The 16,426-nt window shown below is 39.7% G+C and carries 18 protein-coding genes; 8 read left to right on the top strand and 10 right to left on the bottom strand.

Going from position 1 to position 16,426, the window contains the following annotated elements:
* Nucleotides 1–203 precede the first annotated feature (203 nt).
* The 3 genes from ABIN91_RS05375 (at nt 204) to ABIN91_RS05365 (ending at nt 1,362) form a co-directional block, all read left to right on the top strand.
* A complete protein-coding gene (locus tag ABIN91_RS05375) occupies nt 204–752 on the top strand; it encodes a cob(I)yrinic acid a,c-diamide adenosyltransferase (RefSeq protein ID WP_348049257.1) in 549 nt (182 codons plus the stop codon).
* A gap of 86 nt (nt 753–838) precedes the next feature.
* Complete coding sequence (locus tag ABIN91_RS05370) at nt 839–1,060, top strand: DUF2795 domain-containing protein (protein ID WP_002996718.1); 222 nt, start codon at nt 839–841, stop codon at nt 1,058–1,060.
* A gap of 140 nt (nt 1,061–1,200) precedes the next feature.
* A complete protein-coding gene (locus ABIN91_RS05365) occupies nt 1,201–1,362 on the top strand; it encodes a lmo0937 family membrane protein (protein WP_348049254.1) in 162 nt (53 codons plus the stop codon).
* Nucleotides 1,363–1,396: 34 nt separating this feature from the next.
* Here the strand turns inward: ABIN91_RS05365 and ABIN91_RS05360 are convergent, their stop codons facing one another.
* Nucleotides 1,397–2,110 carry a 2-C-methyl-D-erythritol 4-phosphate cytidylyltransferase gene (locus ABIN91_RS05360; RefSeq protein ID WP_348049250.1) on the bottom strand — a complete coding sequence of 238 codons (714 nt, stop codon included), beginning with the start codon at nt 2,108–2,110 and terminating at the stop codon, nt 1,397–1,399.
* Nucleotides 2,111–2,177: 67 nt separating this feature from the next.
* Nucleotides 2,178–3,227: a tRNA preQ1(34) S-adenosylmethionine ribosyltransferase-isomerase QueA gene (gene queA, locus ABIN91_RS05355; protein WP_348049248.1), complete on the bottom strand. Its 1,050-nt coding sequence runs from the start codon at nt 3,225–3,227 to the stop codon at nt 2,178–2,180.
* A gap of 215 nt (nt 3,228–3,442) precedes the next feature.
* Here queA and ABIN91_RS05350 point away from each other — a divergent pair, with 215 nt between their 5' ends.
* Nucleotides 3,443–4,033, top strand: a complete 591-nt coding sequence (locus ABIN91_RS05350) for a hypothetical protein (protein ID WP_348049244.1) — start codon at nt 3,443–3,445, stop codon at nt 4,031–4,033.
* A 10-nt stretch (nt 4,034–4,043) separates the two neighbouring features.
* Here the strand turns inward: ABIN91_RS05350 and ABIN91_RS05345 are convergent, their stop codons facing one another.
* The 6 genes from ABIN91_RS05345 to ABIN91_RS05320 all read right to left on the bottom strand — a co-directional run bounded on the left by ABIN91_RS05345 (nt 4,044) and on the right by ABIN91_RS05320 (nt 7,606).
* Complete coding sequence (locus ABIN91_RS05345; RefSeq protein ID WP_348049240.1) at nt 4,044–4,376, bottom strand: YbjQ family protein; 333 nt, start codon at nt 4,374–4,376, stop codon at nt 4,044–4,046.
* A 136-nt stretch (nt 4,377–4,512) separates the two neighbouring features.
* Nucleotides 4,513–5,049 (bottom strand): hypothetical protein, encoded by a 537-nt coding sequence (locus ABIN91_RS05340; protein ID WP_348049238.1) that lies wholly within the window; start codon nt 5,047–5,049, stop codon nt 4,513–4,515.
* A gap of 183 nt (nt 5,050–5,232) precedes the next feature.
* On the bottom strand, nt 5,233–5,673 hold the full coding sequence (locus tag ABIN91_RS05335; protein WP_348049236.1) for a carboxymuconolactone decarboxylase family protein: 441 nt from the start codon (nt 5,671–5,673) through the stop codon (nt 5,233–5,235).
* Between the two features lie 84 nt (nt 5,674–5,757).
* Complete coding sequence (locus tag ABIN91_RS05330) at nt 5,758–6,330, bottom strand: Crp/Fnr family transcriptional regulator (protein WP_348049234.1); 573 nt, start codon at nt 6,328–6,330, stop codon at nt 5,758–5,760.
* An 83-nt stretch (nt 6,331–6,413) separates the two neighbouring features.
* A complete protein-coding gene (locus tag ABIN91_RS05325) occupies nt 6,414–6,617 on the bottom strand; it encodes a helix-turn-helix transcriptional regulator (RefSeq protein WP_348049232.1) in 204 nt (67 codons plus the stop codon).
* A 2-nt stretch (nt 6,618–6,619) separates the two neighbouring features.
* Nucleotides 6,620–7,606, bottom strand: coding sequence for a DUF2975 domain-containing protein (locus tag ABIN91_RS05320; protein WP_348049230.1), 987 nt, complete (start codon nt 7,604–7,606; stop codon nt 6,620–6,622).
* Nucleotides 7,607–7,876: 270 nt separating this feature from the next.
* Here ABIN91_RS05320 and mutS point away from each other — a divergent pair, with 270 nt between their 5' ends.
* From mutS to ABIN91_RS05305, 3 genes are all read left to right on the top strand, one after another.
* Nucleotides 7,877–10,486: a DNA mismatch repair protein MutS gene (mutS, locus tag ABIN91_RS05315; protein WP_348049228.1), complete on the top strand. Its 2,610-nt coding sequence runs from the start codon at nt 7,877–7,879 to the stop codon at nt 10,484–10,486.
* A 228-nt stretch (nt 10,487–10,714) separates the two neighbouring features.
* Complete coding sequence (locus tag ABIN91_RS05310; protein ID WP_348049226.1) at nt 10,715–11,185, top strand: NlpC/P60 family protein; 471 nt, start codon at nt 10,715–10,717, stop codon at nt 11,183–11,185.
* Nucleotides 11,186–11,216: 31 nt separating this feature from the next.
* A complete protein-coding gene (locus tag ABIN91_RS05305; RefSeq protein ID WP_348049224.1) occupies nt 11,217–11,351 on the top strand; it encodes a hypothetical protein in 135 nt (44 codons plus the stop codon).
* Here ABIN91_RS05305 and ABIN91_RS05300 read toward each other — a convergent pair whose 3' ends face one another.
* Nucleotides 11,352–13,253: a DUF3857 domain-containing protein gene (locus ABIN91_RS05300; RefSeq protein ID WP_348049222.1), complete on the bottom strand. Its 1,902-nt coding sequence runs from the start codon at nt 13,251–13,253 to the stop codon at nt 11,352–11,354.
* On the bottom strand, nt 13,250–15,220 hold the full coding sequence (locus ABIN91_RS05295; protein ID WP_348049220.1) for a DUF3857 domain-containing protein: 1,971 nt from the start codon (nt 15,218–15,220) through the stop codon (nt 13,250–13,252). The genes ABIN91_RS05300 and ABIN91_RS05295 overlap by 4 nt, the downstream gene beginning before the upstream one ends.
* A 136-nt stretch (nt 15,221–15,356) precedes the next feature.
* On the opposite strand from ABIN91_RS05295, the gene ABIN91_RS05290 reads away from it, so the two are divergent.
* A complete protein-coding gene (locus tag ABIN91_RS05290; RefSeq protein WP_348049218.1) occupies nt 15,357–16,424 on the top strand; it encodes an exonuclease domain-containing protein in 1,068 nt (355 codons plus the stop codon).
* The last annotated feature ends 2 nt before the right edge of the window (nt 16,425–16,426 follow it).

Genomic DNA, 16,426 nt, shown 5'->3' with positions numbered 1-16,426 from the left:
AATTTTAGTTACCGCGTAGAGGATGCCGGTATTTGTTAATATTCATTTATCTAATAATCCTAAAAAGGACAACTTGTTTTCATTACATACAATATAATCAAAAAATATCGCAATTCAAAATTAATCCGCAATCAACATCCGATACCGAAATAATTTTCAACATCTGATAAAAACGTCTTAAAATAATATTTATTTGTATTGGCATGAAGATTTATACTAAAACAGGCGATAAAGGACTTACCTCGTTGATAGGCGGCACACGTGTTGCCAAACATCATATCAGGATAGAGAGCTATGGTACTGTTGACGAGTTGAATTCGTACATAGGCCTGATACGTGATCAGGATATTGTTGCGAAGCACAAGGAGGTTTTAAAAGAGGTGCAGGACAGGCTATTTACCATAGGTGCCAGCCTGGCTGCTGATCCGGAGAAATCAAAAATGAAAATTCCGGACCTGCATACCGAAGATATTGAACTTTTGGAGAAGGAAATTGACCGGATGGATACCGAACTACCGCCTTTGCGTCATTTTATTTTGCCGGGTGGGAGCAATGCGGTTTCTTTTTGCCATATTGCGAGATGCGTATGCAGGCGGGCCGAAAGATTATCAGTACACTTAAGCGAAGATAGCTTTGTGGAAGAAAAGGTTATTATATACCTAAACCGCCTGAGCGACTACTTATTTACTCTGGGCCGTAAAATTGGAAACGAGCAGCAAATAGTTGAAAATGAATGGATACCGAGGGTTTAATGGATATTAAAAAAATAATTTGACAATCACATTTAAAATATTATACTTTTGCAAAATTAGGATCTTAAAGAAAAACGTTTAAAAATATGTATTGGACACTTGAATTGGCTTCGCACTTAGAAGATGCGCCATGGCCGGCTACTAAAGATGAGTTAATTGATTACGCAATCCGTTCCGGAGCGCCTGTTGAGGTTATTGAAAACCTGCAAGCCTTAGAGGATGACGGCGAACCGTACGAAAATATAGAGGAAATATGGCCTGATTACCCTACAAAAGATGATTTCTTTTTTAACGAGGATGAATATTAATCGACTGTAATTAACTGATACTTAAAGGCTTCTGCATTGCAGGAGCCTTTGTTGTTTAAAAACCATACAGTTTGCCCTTTTGGAATAATTTTAGTTATATAATTTGTATAATCAAACTTAAAACTTTAAAAAATAACATTATGAGAGGTATATTGTATTTAATCGCGGTAATATTAGTTATATTATGGGTAGCGGGATTTTTATTCCATGGCTTGGGATCATTTGGCGACGGTGGTATCATCCACGTTTTATTAGTGATCGCTATTATCGCGCTTATTTTGGGTGTGATACGCAGAGCGTAATCTGCTGAAGCATAATGAAATTAACAGCCACTTTTTAGTGGCTGTTTTGCTTTAATAGCATTTCGGCAATGATTACATCTTCGGGGAAGGTGATCTTGATATTGGTGTAGCTGCCTTCTATTATATTAATGTTAACGCCCAGGCGCTCAACTACGCTGGCATCATCGGTAAAATCTGAGCTGTACTCTTGTTGGTAAGCCTCTCTTAATAATGAGGATTGGAAGGTTTGGGGTGTTTGAACAAGGTAGATCTCATCGCGCACCAGGGCTGACGAGATGTTATTCTTTACCTGCCGGATTGAATCCCTGCTTTTTACGGCTACAACGGCGTTACCGTATTGTTTGGCATGGATGAAGGATTCGTTTATCACCGTGCCATCCGTTAATGGTCTTACGGCATCCTGCACAGCAATTACTGCATCGGGGTTGCTAATTAACTCCAAGCCATTTTTTACAGATTGAAAACGGGTATCGCCGCCATTAACTAAATGATGTGGTATCCTAAAATCATGATCTTTACAAAGCTCGAGCCAGTAATGATGGTAGTTTGCTGGAAGAACGATGATGATGGCAGGGCGGGAGCGGCTGTTATAAAAAGTCTCGATGGTGTACATTAAAACCGGTTTGCCATTCAATAATAGAAATTGCTTTGGCACGGCAGACTGCATCCGGCTACCCGAACCCCCGGCTACGATGATGGCGTAGTTTGGGTTGGTATCAAGTATCAAGTAGTTAGTATCGAGACTCATTTGCAAAGATTATTTATTGTCTGCTGCGTAAAAGTAAGTCTAACTACTTGATACTAATTACTCGGTACTATATAATTAACATGGCATCGCCGTAGCTGTAGAAACGGTATTTCTCTTTTACGGCAACTTCGTAGGCGTTCATAATATGTTCGTAACCGCCAAATGCACTTACCATCATCAATAAGGTAGATTCTGGTGTGTGGAAATTGGTGATCATGCTGTTGGCTATGCTAAACTCATACGGCGGGAATATGAATTTGCTCGTCCAGTCGTTAGCTGCTTTCAACGTTTTGTTTGCCGATACCGCAGACTCGATAGTGCGCATTGATGTTGTACCTACGGCACAAATGCGGCGTTTTTCTTCGATGGCTTTATTTACAATGTTGGCTTGTTTTTGCTCAATGATGAACTGCTCCGAATCCATTTTGTGTTTGGTTAGGTCTTCAACCTCAACAGGGCGGAATGTACCTAAACCCACGTGTAAGGTAACTTCGGCAAACTCAATACCTTTTAATTCAAGGCGTTTCATTAGCTCGCGGCTAAAGTGCAAGCCAGCGGTAGGGGCCGCAACAGCGCCTTCGTTTTTAGCGAAAACTGTTTGGTAGCGCTCTTTATCCTCTTCGGTAGCTTTACGTTTAATGTATTTAGGAAGCGGGGTTTCGCCCAGGATCTCAACATTACGACGGAACTCCTCGTCGGTACCATCAAATAAGAAACGGATGGTACGGCCGCGTGATGTAGTGTTATCTACAACCTCCGCTATCAGTAAATCATCATCGCCAAAATACAATTTGTTACCTACGCGTATTTTACGGGCCGGATCAACCAAAACATCCCAAAGGCGTAATTCTTTATTTAGTTCGCGAAGTAAAAACACTTCGATGGTAGCACCTGTTTTTTCTTTATTGCCATATAAACGGGCAGGGAAAACTTTGGTGTTGTTGATGATCATCACATCCTTATCATCAAAATAACCCAAAACATCCTTAAATATTTTATGCTCAATTTTTCCTGAATCGCGGTGCAAAACCATTAAACGTGATTCGTCGCGGTTTTCTGATGGTGAATGTGCTATTAACGACTCGGGTAAATTGAATTTAAACTGGGATAATTTCATGTTATAAAAAAATATTTTTCAGGGCGCAAATGTACGAATAATTTATAATTAATAGCGAATTAAGAGTAGCGCAGTAATATGGGGAAATCTGTCAAAAGAAACAAAACAAGGCTGTGAATAAAATGTTTTGAAAATATTTATGGAATAGCGATCTATGTTGCATCTGTTATTAAGATTGGAATTAACCAATACCAAATTACCTAACTTTATTATATATGAAATTACAGTTTAAATTATTATTAGTGACGGTATTTGTACTACTGTTTTGCTCGTTTATTACACTACCAGATAATTTTACCAAATTATTAAACCGGGCAGGTATGACTTTTGAAGCACCTGAAGGCTGGGTGGAAACGCCTGTTATCAATAACAATCAAATGCATTATAATTATGCCATAAAATATCCCGGTAAGGATTTTGAAGTGCGGTACACAGTAAGGCCAATGGATACTTTATTAATGCAATACCAAAAGATGGTACAGCAGCGGGGAACTGTAATGATTCATCCCAATAAATATTTTGGCACGGCGTTGATGGCTACCATGATTAATATATCAAGCGGGGAGAAAGCACCGCAAACGAGGACTTATGACAGTGTTGCTGTTAAAAAAGAATTTAATGCCGATAGGGGGATGTTTGCATTAACCTATACAAAAAAAGATTTTGGCCAGGATTACCGTTTTTGTAATGTAATTGCTTTGCAAAAAGATAATGTAGCTTATGCTTACTGTTTTATTATGTTTAACAACCAGGATGACTTTAAAGCACTTGCACCAGTGGTGTATCATGCTTTAAAGTTTAAATAGTTTTAGTTGTTTATTCGGCTTTTTCTACAACTACGGCAGTACCGTAGGCCAGTACTTCGGTTATGCCTTTCATCACTTCGTTGGCATCATAACGCATATTGATAATGGCATTGGCGCCACGCTCGCGGGCATGTTGTACTAAAAGCTGGAAAGCTTCTTCGCGGGCACGCTCGCATAGTTCTACATAAATTGATAAACGGCCACCGAATAACGATTGGATACCGCCGCCAATATTACCTATTATACTACGGCTGCGCACGGTAATGCCACGCACTACACCTAAGTGTTTGGTAACCTTATACCCGTCTAAACTAATGCTTGTTGTAATTAATGAATAATCCATGATGGTATTTTAATTGATTTGATTTAAATTATTGTACAATATACAATAGAGTATTCAAATTTCAATTTGTTACAGGATATTTCGGATTTGGGATGTTCGATTTCGGATTTTGAAGAAAGATCTCCTTTACTAAATGTTAAAAGTTTTTCATTTCTTTAACAGCTTTTGCTACACCTTTTACAAATAAGTAATTAGCGGTGCCGCCAATGGCCGCGCCAAATATGGGTATTAACCTGCCGGCAGTTTTTGAGCCCATTTTGAGTAAAAGTTTTTCGGCAATTTCTTCAAGCATGGTTTTGGTGATAGCTACACCGGCCTCTACCTTCATGGAGGTGGCTATGATGGACATGAACTCTTCGAAACTGATTTGATAAGTGCCACGTTTGTAATAAATGATGGCCAATGTTACCCTGAATTGCTGGGTAATGTTATTTACCACATCAATAGGCAAGCTTGCTATCATGGTGATAGCTCCGCCACTGCCCGCTATTGCCCCGGTTCCGGCTGCTAAACGGGCGCAATGATTGATGAACCCATCTAAACCACGTTTATCTACACTTTTTTTAATTCCGTATAGGTTGATGTTTTCAAATATCTTTTTAAAGCCATCGTGAGATAGGTTTTGCAACGATTGCCTGATATAGCCGGATGATTGTTTGATAGACAGATTCATGATAGATATCAGTCATATATCGTGCCATAGCTTGGTATAATAAAAGTATGTCATTTCAAAGGAAGGGACGACTGAGAAATCTTCTGCTTGCGATGTATCTACTGTAGACTTATCGTATGCAGATGAACCTTGCAGAAGATTTCTCCCTTCGGTTCGAAATGACATTGCTTTATTTAATTGAAATTAATCCTTTGCAGGCTCTAATCGGGTGCTGATGCTGATGCGGTTCCAGGCGTTTATACTGGTGATCATCACGATGATCTGGGCCAGGTAATGCTCGTCGAATAATTGGGCTGCGCGGTTATAAGTTTCGTCGGATACGCGACCGGTGATCCGTGTTACTTCTTCGGTCAGGGCTAAAATAGCTTCTTCTTCGGGTGTGAAAAAGGTGGTATCATACCATGCGCTCAGGGTTAAAATGCGTTGCAAACTTTCGCCATGGGCCAAAGCATCTTTGGTATGCATGTTAATGCAATAGGCACAGCCATTAATTTGTGAAGCGCGGATCTTGATCAGTTCTTTATGGGTTTTTGTTAGTGGGCTGCTATCAATGTATTGCTCTAAACCCATTAAAGCTTTGTAAGCGGCTGGTTCTACTTTGAAGATGTTAATACGGTTACTCATGATTTCTATGTTTTTGTTGATACAAAGATGGGGGATGATACCCCTTCAAAAAATGAATCATGATTAAGAAATTCGACGTTGGGCTTATACTTTTTTCGCGCGTATCTTACTCAAAAATTGTGGTGTAAAGCCCAGATAGGACGCTATCATATATAAGGGTACCCGTTGCATAAAGCCAGGGAAGGCTTCGCTGAAAAAGCGGTAGCGTTCTTCGTCGGTTTGATCGTATAAAAATTTGGTGCGCCTTTGCCAGGCGGTATACACTCTTTGAAATATGATACGGAAATAACGCTCAAGCTTTGGTACACTGATGTAGAGTTGTTCTAAAGCATCTTTATTGATATAGATAACTTCGGTATCTTCAACCGCCTGAATGTAATATTGGGAAGGTTGGCGGCTGTCAAAACTATCCTGATCGGTTATCCACCAGTTTTCGATAGCGAACTGGGTGATCTGCTCGGTCAGTTTACGATCTACAAAATACAGGCGCAGGCAGCCTTTTACCACGAAATAGTTTGATTTACATACTTTACCGGCTTCAAGCAAAAAGGTTTTCTTTTTAACTTTTTGGATGCTTACCGACTGGTTGATCTGTTCTATTTCATCCGCGGTAAGCGGAGTAAATTTGAGGATGTGCTGGATAAGATTGTTATACATATTTCGGAATTCGGATGTTCGATTTCGGATTGCTTTTTATCATAGTAAATCAAACATCGTGATATCAATGAATAAATCCGAACTTATTCTATATACTCTAAAATATCTCCGGGCTGGCAGTTCAGTATTTTGCAAATGCTTTCGAGCGTTTCTAAGCGTACCGCTTTGGCTTTGCCTGTTTTTAGGATGGAGAGGTTGGCCATCGTAATCCCTACTTTTTCGCTTAGCTCGGTTAAACTCATTTTTCGCCGGGCCATCATCACATCTAAGTTAACTATAATTGGCATGCTTAAACGGTTAGATCTTGCTCCTCTTTTAAAATTTTGCCTTGGTGGAAAGCCCGGAACAGTAGCAAAAATACGAATCCTATGCCAATAATTTTCCACGAATCCCACACATCCCTATTCAGTACAATATCCGAAGTGAAGTAACGATAGAATATAAGCCGCTGACTGTAAATGATAACAATGCTTACTAAAGGATATGTTATTAGGCTTATAGCAATTAACTTTAATGTGCTTAAATTATGGGCGGTAAAAGCAAGACCTTTGGATAGATCCATCATGAGTTTTAAAAACAGGGCTATCAGATAAAGAGCATATAAAACAGTTAAAATGCCAGGAATCATGATTATGAAATCCATGGCGTTTTTGGTTGCCCTGCTAACAGGTATAGCAATGCACTGATCACCTTTAATATACCTGAATTTGACAGGTATGTCTGTTATATGCATATTATGATGTGTATTGCCTTCTTTGTCTTTTGTATTACTATCAACTATAATTTTACGTAAGTGTGCCTGATTGTGCTCCATGTAATATTTCACCGAATCGTCTCTGAAATAATCGAGTTTAGCATCTTTTAATTTCCACCCCGGGAGTTTTAAATAATATACGACATTATCTATCCCGTTACGGTTGGTATAGCTCCAAAATCTCTTTAAAGTACATGTGTCGCATAATTTATAACTGCCGCCGGTGCCTAACAAATAGCCGAACTGGCCCCCGCCTACTTGTGGCATGTTTCCGTCTTTAAGATCGCGCATTTGTTTAACGCTATCGCGAAAGGCTATGTATTTATAGTAAGGCATATCAGATGGAGGAGAGGGGTCAATAGGTTTCAAATTATCCGGGGCAGAATAAATATCGGAACCTCCTTTGTTTAAAAAACCTACATCTATGTGGTTTATTATTATTATAAAATATAGTGACATCAAAACCGCAAAGGCTATAGTCAAGCTATTGATTACAATGTTAGTGTTTAATTTAATTTTCATGATAAATTTAATGGTATGCAAATAAACATTTTTTTATTTATATAAAACAATTATTTATTGTAAATCAATAAATAATTGTTTTAATACGATGATTACTGTGTTACCTAAAGTAGTATGGTTATTGATAAATTTACCGATATTGAATTAAAGCTTATTAATGGTATTTAATTGGTCCAAACTTCTCAACAATCCACAAACGTAATTTTTTCAACATCACTGCCGCATCCCGCACAATCGGCTTAACTTAGCCCTTTAAACTATACACATAACTTGGCAAAAGACGCAACCAAAGAAACGCCCTTAATGCAGCAGTATAATACTATTAAGGCAAAGCACCCTGGTGCATTGCTGCTGTTCCGCGTGGGTGATTTTTACGAAACTTTTGGCGAGGACGCGGTTAAGGCCTCGGGCATATTGGGTATTGTGTTAACCAGGCGTGCTAATGGGCAGGCTACTTATATTGAGCTGGCGGGCTTTCCGCACCACTCGTTGGATACTTATCTGCCTAAGTTGGTTAGGGCCGGTCAGCGTGTCGCGATATGCGATCAGTTGGAAGATCCTAAAACTACCAAAACCATTGTTAAGCGTGGCGTTACCGAGCTGGTTACACCGGGCGTTGCTTATGGCGATAACATTGTTCAGCAAAAGAGCAATAACTACCTGGCATCGCTTCATTTTGAGAAGAATACCATTGGGATAGCTTTGTTAGATATATCAACAGGTGAGTTTTTAACGGCTCAGGGTAACAGCGACTATATTGATAAGCTGCTGCAAAGTTTTAGTCCGAGTGAGGTGATCTTCCCGAAAAGCCGACACAGTGTATTTAAGGAAACTTTTGGCGACCGCTTTTATACCTACGCTTTAGATGAATGGGCCTATACCGGTGATTATGCTACGGAAACGTTGTTGAAGCATTTCGAGGTAAAATCGTTAAAAGGTTTTGGTATTGATAAGCTCAATTTAGGTATTGTAGCCGCTGGTGTGGCTTTGCATTATTTAAACGAGACGGAGCATAAAAACCTGCAACATATATCGGCAATAAGCAGGATAGAGGAAGAAAAGTTTTTATGGCTGGATAGGTTCAGTATCCGCAACCTGGAGTTGATCGGTTCGCATAACGAGAACGCGGTTACGCTTGTTGATGTGCTGGATCACACCTGTTCGCCAATGGGAGCGAGGATGCTTAGACGTTGGATAGTAATGCCATTGAAGGAGCGCAAACCAATTGAAGACCGGCTGAACGTGGTTGAATACCTGATCAACCATGAAGAGCAGAAAGAAGAGTTAAAGCAGCAGATCCGTAATATTGGTGATCTGGAGCGTTTGATATCCAAAATAGGCTTGCAAAAAGCTAATCCGCGCGAAGTGTGCCAGTTGAAAAGGGCATTATCTGCCATTGAGATAGTGAAAAGCCTTTGCGGCGAGAGTGGAAACAGGGCTCTAAAAACCATTGGTGAGCAATTAAACCCCTGCGTATTAATGCGCGAGCGTATTGAAAAGGAGTTGCAAAACGAGCCGCCGGTAATGATAGTTAAAGGTGGTGTTATTGCCGAGGGCATTAATGAGGAATTGGACCGCTTACGCAAGATAGCCTTTGGTGGCAAGGGATATTTGTTAGAGATACAAAAGCGCGAAGCTGAGTTAACCCGCATACCATCGCTCAAAGTTGCTTTCAATAATGTATTTGGCTACTATTTAGAAGTGAGCAATGCCCATAAGGATAAAGTGCCAACGGAATGGATCCGCAAGCAAACGCTGGTTAATGCGGAGCGTTATATTACACCCGAATTAAAGGAATACGAAGAGCAGATATTAGGTGCAGAAGAAAAGATATTAGCCTTAGAAACCCGCCTGTATAACGAGTTGCTGTACGACTTAATGGAATACATTAAGCCCATCCAGTTCAACGCGCATTTGGTGGCCCAGTTAGATGTATTGCTCAATTTTGCCACCATCGCCATCAAAAACTACTACGTTAAGCCGGTGATAAACGAAGGCAGCGTAATTGACATTAAAGGCGGTCGCCACCCGGTTATTGAGAAGAATTTGCCTTTAGGCGAAGAATATATTACCAATGATGTTTTTCTGGATTCGGATTCGCAGCAGATCATCATTATTACAGGGCCGAATATGGCGGGTAAGTCGGCTATATTGAGGCAAACGGGCTTGATCGTACTGATGGCGCAGATGGGTTGCTTTGTTCCCGCTAAGGGCGCCGAGATCGGTTTGGTGGATAAGATATTTACGAGGGTTGGAGCATCGGATAACTTATCATCGGGTGAATCAACCTTTATGGTGGAGATGAACGAGACAGCAAGCATCCTGAATAATTTATCCGACAGGAGTTTGATCTTACTAGATGAAATAGGGCGTGGTACATCAACTTATGATGGGATCTCGATAGCCTGGGCCATTGCGGAGTACCTGCACAATCATCCATCTGCGAAAGCGAAAACACTATTCGCTACGCATTACCATGAGTTGAATGAGTTGACCAACATGTTTGGCCGCATCAAAAACTACAACGTTACAGTTAAGGAAGTTGGACACAAGATCATCTTTTTACGTAAACTGGTACCTGGTGGGAGTGAGCATAGTTTTGGTATCCACGTAGCTAAACTGGCCGGTATGCCGCCAAAGGTATTGAGCAGGGCTAACGAGATACTTAAAAAGCTGGAGCAGGAACGTACCGGTGGCGAGAGCATTAAAGAGAGCATCAAAAAGGTGCAAAAGCAAGCGGTACAAATGCAAATGTTCAGTATTGACGACCCTGTTTTGGTTAAAATACGCGATATGCTGAATAATTTGGAAGTAAATACACTTACACCAATTGAGGCTTTGATGAAGCTGGATGAAATACAGCGGGTGATAAAAAGCTAAATCAGAATCAGGAATCAAGGTGCAAGAATCAAGATAAATAAGGTTCTTGTCTCTTGATTCTTGCATCTTGATTCCTGATTTTTGTTGATATGTTGATAATATCCATTATTTCAACACAGCATTCCCATCTATTTTTATAGTATGAAATTCCGTAGCTACCTAAGCTTTGGGCTTTGCTGTTTAATCAGTTGCCTTGTTTTATCATCCTGTCATTCGCGTAAAGCGGCTATGAAGGGTAAACCGGGCGAGATGGTAAAGGCTGATAAATCTATAGCCGAGAAGTATTCCGAGAAAATGGGAGTGAGCAAAAGCGATATTCAAAACGGTAGGTTATATGCTTTTATTGAAGATTGGTATGGTACGCCCTACCATTTTGGCGGCCAGGATAAAAGCGGTATTGATTGCTCAGGCTTTGTTCAGCTTTTACAACAGCAGGTTTACGGTATTGTGCTTCCGCGGATGACGAGCCAGCAGGTAGGCGTTATCAAACGCAAATACGAAGAACAGCTACAAGAAGGTGACTTGGTTTTTTGGGATTACGATGGCAAAAAGTTTAGCCACGTAGGTGTATACCTGCAAAACGACTATGTAGTGCATGCCAGCACCAGCAAAGGCGTTGTCATTATCAAACTGCACGACCCCTACACTTACAAATATTTTTCGAGATGCGGTTCCGTTATAGCTTCTGCCGTGGAGTAGGGTAAGTCGAATTTGTTAACTTTGCTGCATCATGTCAAAACCCAAACCAGATTACTCCTTTTGGACAAAGTATAAAAAGTTTGCCGGTAACGAGATTATGCTATACATAGTTATGGTAGTAGGCATCGTTCTCGGGATAATTATTGTGAGTTACTTTAAGGGTTGATTACTTCTTTTCCAGCGTGAGGGTGTAGCGGTCGGCTTCGTAAATGGTTTGATAAAAATCCATCAGGTCTGTGTACATGTCTTTATCAAATGTCCCATCGTTCAATTGTAAACTACGTTTGTAAATTAGCTTATTACCAATAATTTGTGTGCTTGTGCTGTATTTGCCAAATGGCTTATCAATAGTTAACGTTAATGGCTTGGTGGTAATACTGTAACCATCGGGTAGGGTATAACTAATGTTATCTTCATCCAGATATCCACGGTTAATATAAATGGGGTTTTTGCGGTTCGGCACTTCTTTAAGTGGTGTAATGTATTTACTGACTGTATTTGGTGCAAACGACAATTGATTTCCATTTTGGTTAATGTAATCCCGGGCTTGCAGCTTTATCGTTTCTGTGGTTTTTGGTTTAATACCTTTATCTTGTTTTAAAATAATGCTTTCGATCTCTAAATTTTCAATAGGATAAGTGTTTTTAAGCGCTTTTGTCTGTTCTTTAAATGATTCTTTTAAAAGGTAATCACGTTCTTCGTATTCTGAGCCTTCAAGCTCTGTTATCATTTCGCCCTTTAATTCGCCGCTATTAGTTAAGATGAATTTGGCATTATGGATAGTTTTGTTATCAACTGATTTTAAAACCGGAGTGTGCATAAACTTACCACCCTCTTGTGTGCAGGCTACAACATTTCGGTCGTCGGTAAAATTACCTAAATAGCCAAACGGGAGTTCCTGACTGGTACAATCTGACCAGGTTGTGTCATTTTTGAACGGTACACATAATATAATATGGTCGGACTGACTTATACTGGCAAAATCTGGCAAAGCGCTTATCTTTGTATTGCCTGATTTAACTTCTACATAATATGAGTCAATACCAACCGCGCTCAATAAACTTTGTGTGTAATTAACAAGTGCCTTACAATCACCATAACCAACCAGGTCTACATCTTTAGCTAAAAATGGCTGATAACCACCTATTCCAACCTGAACGCTAACATAACGTGTTTTTTGCTGCATATATTCGTAAATCAACTTTGCTTTTTGTTTTGGGTTAGTTATATCTTTAGTCAGATCTTTTACACGGTTAATTGTCTCTAATGGTAATTCATGCCTGCTTTTTAGCAAATTATCATACATCCATTTTCCATATTCGTTCCAGTTGGTAAATGATCCGGGGATGCCATAATAGGTGAATTTTTCAGCAGTTATTTTAACAGATGAAACTAACTTATCATACTCAGGGCTAAGGGGTTCATATCGTAATGCCTTTAATTTACTAACAAGCCAAGTGTAAGTTTTGGTATGTAAAGTGTCGCTTATTTTAACCTGGTCTGGGTAGTTAATTTCTTTGTAATGGATTTTAAAATCGGGCTTGCAAATAAATCTGTATAAGCTATGCTCTACGGAAGTTCCAATAGATTGACCGGTATACCAATCACCAAAATACAGGGTTTGTTTACTTGATACTTCATATTCGTACTCTACAGTATAAGGGTAAGTATTTACAGTAGGATGGAAGCGCATGATTTTTGTACCATCAAATAACGATCCATCGGCAACATTACCATCTTGAAAATCACTTTCGGATATCTTGCTTTTTAATTTGCCAAATTCATCATAAACAAATCCTTTAACGTTTTTGATTTGTCGGCTTTTATCATGCCAAATTGATAACGAAGCTACATTGTCTCCGTTTTTGTTTAATACAGTTACAGCTTGCTTATAATGGCCATTAACTGAGTTTAGATCTTTTACCTCGATGGTGGTTTCATCATTTCTGATTACTGCACTGGCGTGCGCAAGTAAATCTTTGGGTATCTGGCTAACATCGTATTTTTGTTGCGCGCTTGCTGTAAATGCCAATATAGCTATCAATAGTATTAAAAACGTATATCTCATGGCTTTTTGGTAAATACGATAGTAGCTTTCTGGTTTTGTATGATTTTGTTATAAAGCTCTTTCAAATACGGGTATTCCTCGGGCTGATATATCGACTTGGTAAATTGTTCAATTTGTGAGTAGCTTATTGTATTCTCGCCCAATTCAATATTGGTAATAAAGCGCCCTCCTTTATTAGGCAACCCAATAGCCACCGCATCCGGCAGTTTACCGGCAACAAAACCTTCAGGAAAATGAAGCGTTAATATAAGCCGGTGGTCTGTCGTAGAACCCATATCAACCGGATAACTGCGTTCAGCAAGTTTGAATGGGTTTTCTGTTTCCTTATCCCAAAAAGCGGGATTGAAATCTATGCTTTCGTGATTCAAGCTTGTATAACCATCTATGATTACATCGTACTTTTCTACCACTGGCATATTCAGGCTATCAAGATTACTCAAATCTGATTTTGTTATTTTGATCTTAGGCAAACGCTCGTCCAGATTCTCAACGTATTCATCGGTAGAGTTGAATTTTTTAATGGCATGCCGCTTTTCGTAAGCCGAATAACCGGTATAAAATGTAGTAATGGTCCCTTTTATTTTGCCATCATTTTGCAAGGTAAGGTCGAGCGTTGATGTAGTTGCCGACTTTTGAGTTTCAAACATATCAATCCAGTACGATGGTTTGTTTAAACTCATCACCCTTCCCTGGTCGTTAATACATCGTAAAGGTAGCATCCCAAAAGCAAGTAATGGGTCGGTAGCATCAAGCATGTATATCTTGTTACCTATATTCACCCTGGCCACTACATAGTCAAATTCGCTTGTTTGCGGAAATAATTTATTGGCTATCCCATTTTCTCTGGTTGATAGAATAACCGCGTCGGCTATAATCCCCGCTGTGTTTAGTGCCGATATCAAAGAGAGATTAACGTCGCCCACGTTCCCGCTGTGGCTATCTAAAGCTTTTTTTATACCATCGTCGCTGTAAATGTGGTTATACTTACCATCCCACTTAAACCACTTTTGCATAAAGGTGTAAATAGCCTGAGCCTTGGTTAGGGTATCTGGTTCGGCCAGAATCTTAGCCGGTATACGATCTTTCATCAGTCCGGTGCGTTTCATCTGCCCGCCAAACATATCTGTAGATTTTAAATCCCGGTCAACGTCGGCCCACTCTTGTGTTAGTTTCTTTTTTATACCATTTTGGTTAGTATATGCCGACATTTCGAAATACAGAGCCGATATATAATTAACAGGCGCTGTCATGTACTTTTCGCCTACAAAGGCAGGTATGTCACGCATGGCGTAAGTTATTTTTGAGCAGTCGGCCTTGGTGCCATAATAACTAAAGCATTCGCGTTCAAGCTCGGCGGTATTCTTTGCGAGTTTAAGTCCGCCTCTAAGTAATATGTTATATTCGTAAATGGCGGGTATATGCGCCTCATATTCTGAGTAAACTTTAGGGATATCTGTTTGGAAATCCCAGGGAAAAAAATTATCCGGATAGGGAGATTCCAACACATATGAGTACTCAATAATGCAGCCCGGAGTTAAATTTGGCAGAGTGAATTTTATCCTGTCATGCCGGTTATCCCTTTTTTCTGTAAATATCTTTTTAGGATCAAGTTCTGCTTTCCTGATAAGACCATTCTCATCTTTGTAAAAAGTAATGCCTTTAATATCCCTAATTGATTGACTGTTCTCATCCCTGTGATATAATCCAACAGAAACGTTTGCTTCGTCGAAACCTTTGGTATCGAATATTTTGATCTTAACGTGGTATTCATGTATCAACGGAACGTGATCTGCACTGCTTATCCACGTTTTGCCAAATTCCTGCAACACAACGGCATGTGCTGTTGTATCTTTATTATACTTAGTCATTTGTATTTCTTCATTTACAAATCTCCCGGCCTGGAAATCCTGTGCATAAGCCGAAACAGATAATACAATTGCAAATACAATGAGTAGAAGTTTTTTCATTTAATGTGATATATAGGTTCCGGAAAAATAGCACTCTTTTATTATATTCCATATTATTAATGTAAACATTTTTTAACCTGCATTTAACTGTAAATAGTTTACATATTTTAGCACCTTTGTGCCATAACACTTACAAATGAAATTGAACTTAAAACGCCCGCTTGCTTTTTTTGATCTGGAAACCACCGGCACAAATATTGGCGTTGACCGTATAGTAGAAATATCGGTGATCAAACTGATGCCGGATGGTACAGAAGAGGTTAAAACATGGAAAATTAACCCCGAAATTCCGATCTCGATAGAGTCATCATTGATACACGGTATTTACGAAGAACACTTGATAGATGCCCCTGTATTTAAAAATGCCGCTGCCGAAATAGCTGATTTTATTGCAGATAGCGACCTTGCGGGATATAACTCCAACCGCTTTGATATACCGATGTTGATGGAAGAGTTTTTACGTGTAGGCCATCCCTTTGATATTGATGAGCGTCATTTTGTTGATGTGCAGAATATATTTCACCAAATGGAGCAACGTACCTTGCGTGCGGCATACCAGTTTTATTGCGGTAAAGATATCATCAACGCACACTCTGCCGAAGCTGATACCCGCGCTACCATGGAGGTTTTGTTGGCGCAGATAGAAAAATATGCCGATACCGAGTTTGAAGATAAAAAAGGTATTAAAAGCAAACCCGTTGTAAATGATGTTGAGGCCTTGCACAAGTTTACCAATCTGAATAAACCGGTTGATTTTGCAGGTAGAATGGTTTATAATGATAACAACGAAGAGTTATTCAACTTTGGTAAGCATAAAGGCAAAAAGGTAGAAGACGTATTTAAAGCCGAGCCAAGCTATTTTTCATGGATGATGCAGGGCGATTTTCCATTGTTTACCAAACGTAAGTTGGAGCAGATACACAAACGTTTTATGGCTAAACGTGAACCGGTAAAATCAGAACCTAAGCCTGCTGCTCCGCAAACCGAAACTCAAGCACCTGCTGCAAATTCAGGTCAGCTTCCGGTTGATAAAAAACCATTTGTAAACAATAATCCGCAATACAAAAAGCCATATACACCTAAGCCTGATCAGGGCGACAGGAAACCGTTTATCCCCCGGCAAGAGCAAAAGCCAAAAGAAGAAGCCAAACCTATTGACGACGATATGTTGAAATTATTGGCCAGCAAATTTAAAAAGGGCTAAAT

Source organism: Mucilaginibacter sp. (assembly GCF_039921305.1).
Classification (GTDB): Bacteria; Bacteroidota; Bacteroidia; order Sphingobacteriales; family Sphingobacteriaceae; genus Mucilaginibacter.
This window is presented reverse-complemented; position numbering and strand designations above follow the sequence as displayed.

What these genes read in the sequence shown, in the direction of transcription:
- ABIN91_RS05295 (WP_348049220.1), bottom strand. Translation starts at nt 15,220, where the DNA reads ATGAAAAAACTTCTACTCATTGTATTTGCAATTGTATTATCTGTTTCG.
- queA (WP_348049248.1), bottom strand. Translation starts at nt 3,227, where the DNA reads ATGAAATTATCCCAGTTTAAATTCAATTTACCCGAGTCGTTAATAGCA.
- ABIN91_RS05375 (WP_348049257.1), top strand. Translation starts at nt 204, where the DNA reads ATGAAGATTTATACTAAAACAGGCGATAAAGGACTTACCTCGTTGATA.
- ABIN91_RS05330 (WP_348049234.1), bottom strand. Translation starts at nt 6,330, where the DNA reads ATGTATAACAATCTTATCCAGCACATCCTCAAATTTACTCCGCTTACC.
- ABIN91_RS05310 (WP_348049226.1), top strand. Translation starts at nt 10,715, where the DNA reads ATGAAGGGTAAACCGGGCGAGATGGTAAAGGCTGATAAATCTATAGCC.
- ABIN91_RS05365 (WP_348049254.1), top strand. Translation starts at nt 1,201, where the DNA reads ATGAGAGGTATATTGTATTTAATCGCGGTAATATTAGTTATATTATGG.
- ABIN91_RS05345 (WP_348049240.1), bottom strand. Translation starts at nt 4,376, where the DNA reads ATGGATTATTCATTAATTACAACAAGCATTAGTTTAGACGGGTATAAG.
- ABIN91_RS05360 (WP_348049250.1), bottom strand. Translation starts at nt 2,110, where the DNA reads ATGAGTCTCGATACTAACTACTTGATACTTGATACCAACCCAAACTAC.
- ABIN91_RS05370 (WP_002996718.1), top strand. Translation starts at nt 839, where the DNA reads ATGTATTGGACACTTGAATTGGCTTCGCACTTAGAAGATGCGCCATGG.
- ABIN91_RS05350 (WP_348049244.1), top strand. Translation starts at nt 3,443, where the DNA reads ATGAAATTACAGTTTAAATTATTATTAGTGACGGTATTTGTACTACTG.
- ABIN91_RS05325 (WP_348049232.1), bottom strand. Translation starts at nt 6,617, where the DNA reads ATGCCAATTATAGTTAACTTAGATGTGATGATGGCCCGGCGAAAAATG.
- ABIN91_RS05335 (WP_348049236.1), bottom strand. Translation starts at nt 5,673, where the DNA reads ATGAGTAACCGTATTAACATCTTCAAAGTAGAACCAGCCGCTTACAAA.
- ABIN91_RS05290 (WP_348049218.1), top strand. Translation starts at nt 15,357, where the DNA reads ATGAAATTGAACTTAAAACGCCCGCTTGCTTTTTTTGATCTGGAAACC.
- ABIN91_RS05300 (WP_348049222.1), bottom strand. Translation starts at nt 13,253, where the DNA reads ATGAGATATACGTTTTTAATACTATTGATAGCTATATTGGCATTTACA.
- ABIN91_RS05320 (WP_348049230.1), bottom strand. Translation starts at nt 7,606, where the DNA reads ATGAAAATTAAATTAAACACTAACATTGTAATCAATAGCTTGACTATA.
- ABIN91_RS05305 (WP_348049224.1), top strand. Translation starts at nt 11,217, where the DNA reads ATGTCAAAACCCAAACCAGATTACTCCTTTTGGACAAAGTATAAAAAG.
- ABIN91_RS05340 (WP_348049238.1), bottom strand. Translation starts at nt 5,049, where the DNA reads ATGAATCTGTCTATCAAACAATCATCCGGCTATATCAGGCAATCGTTG.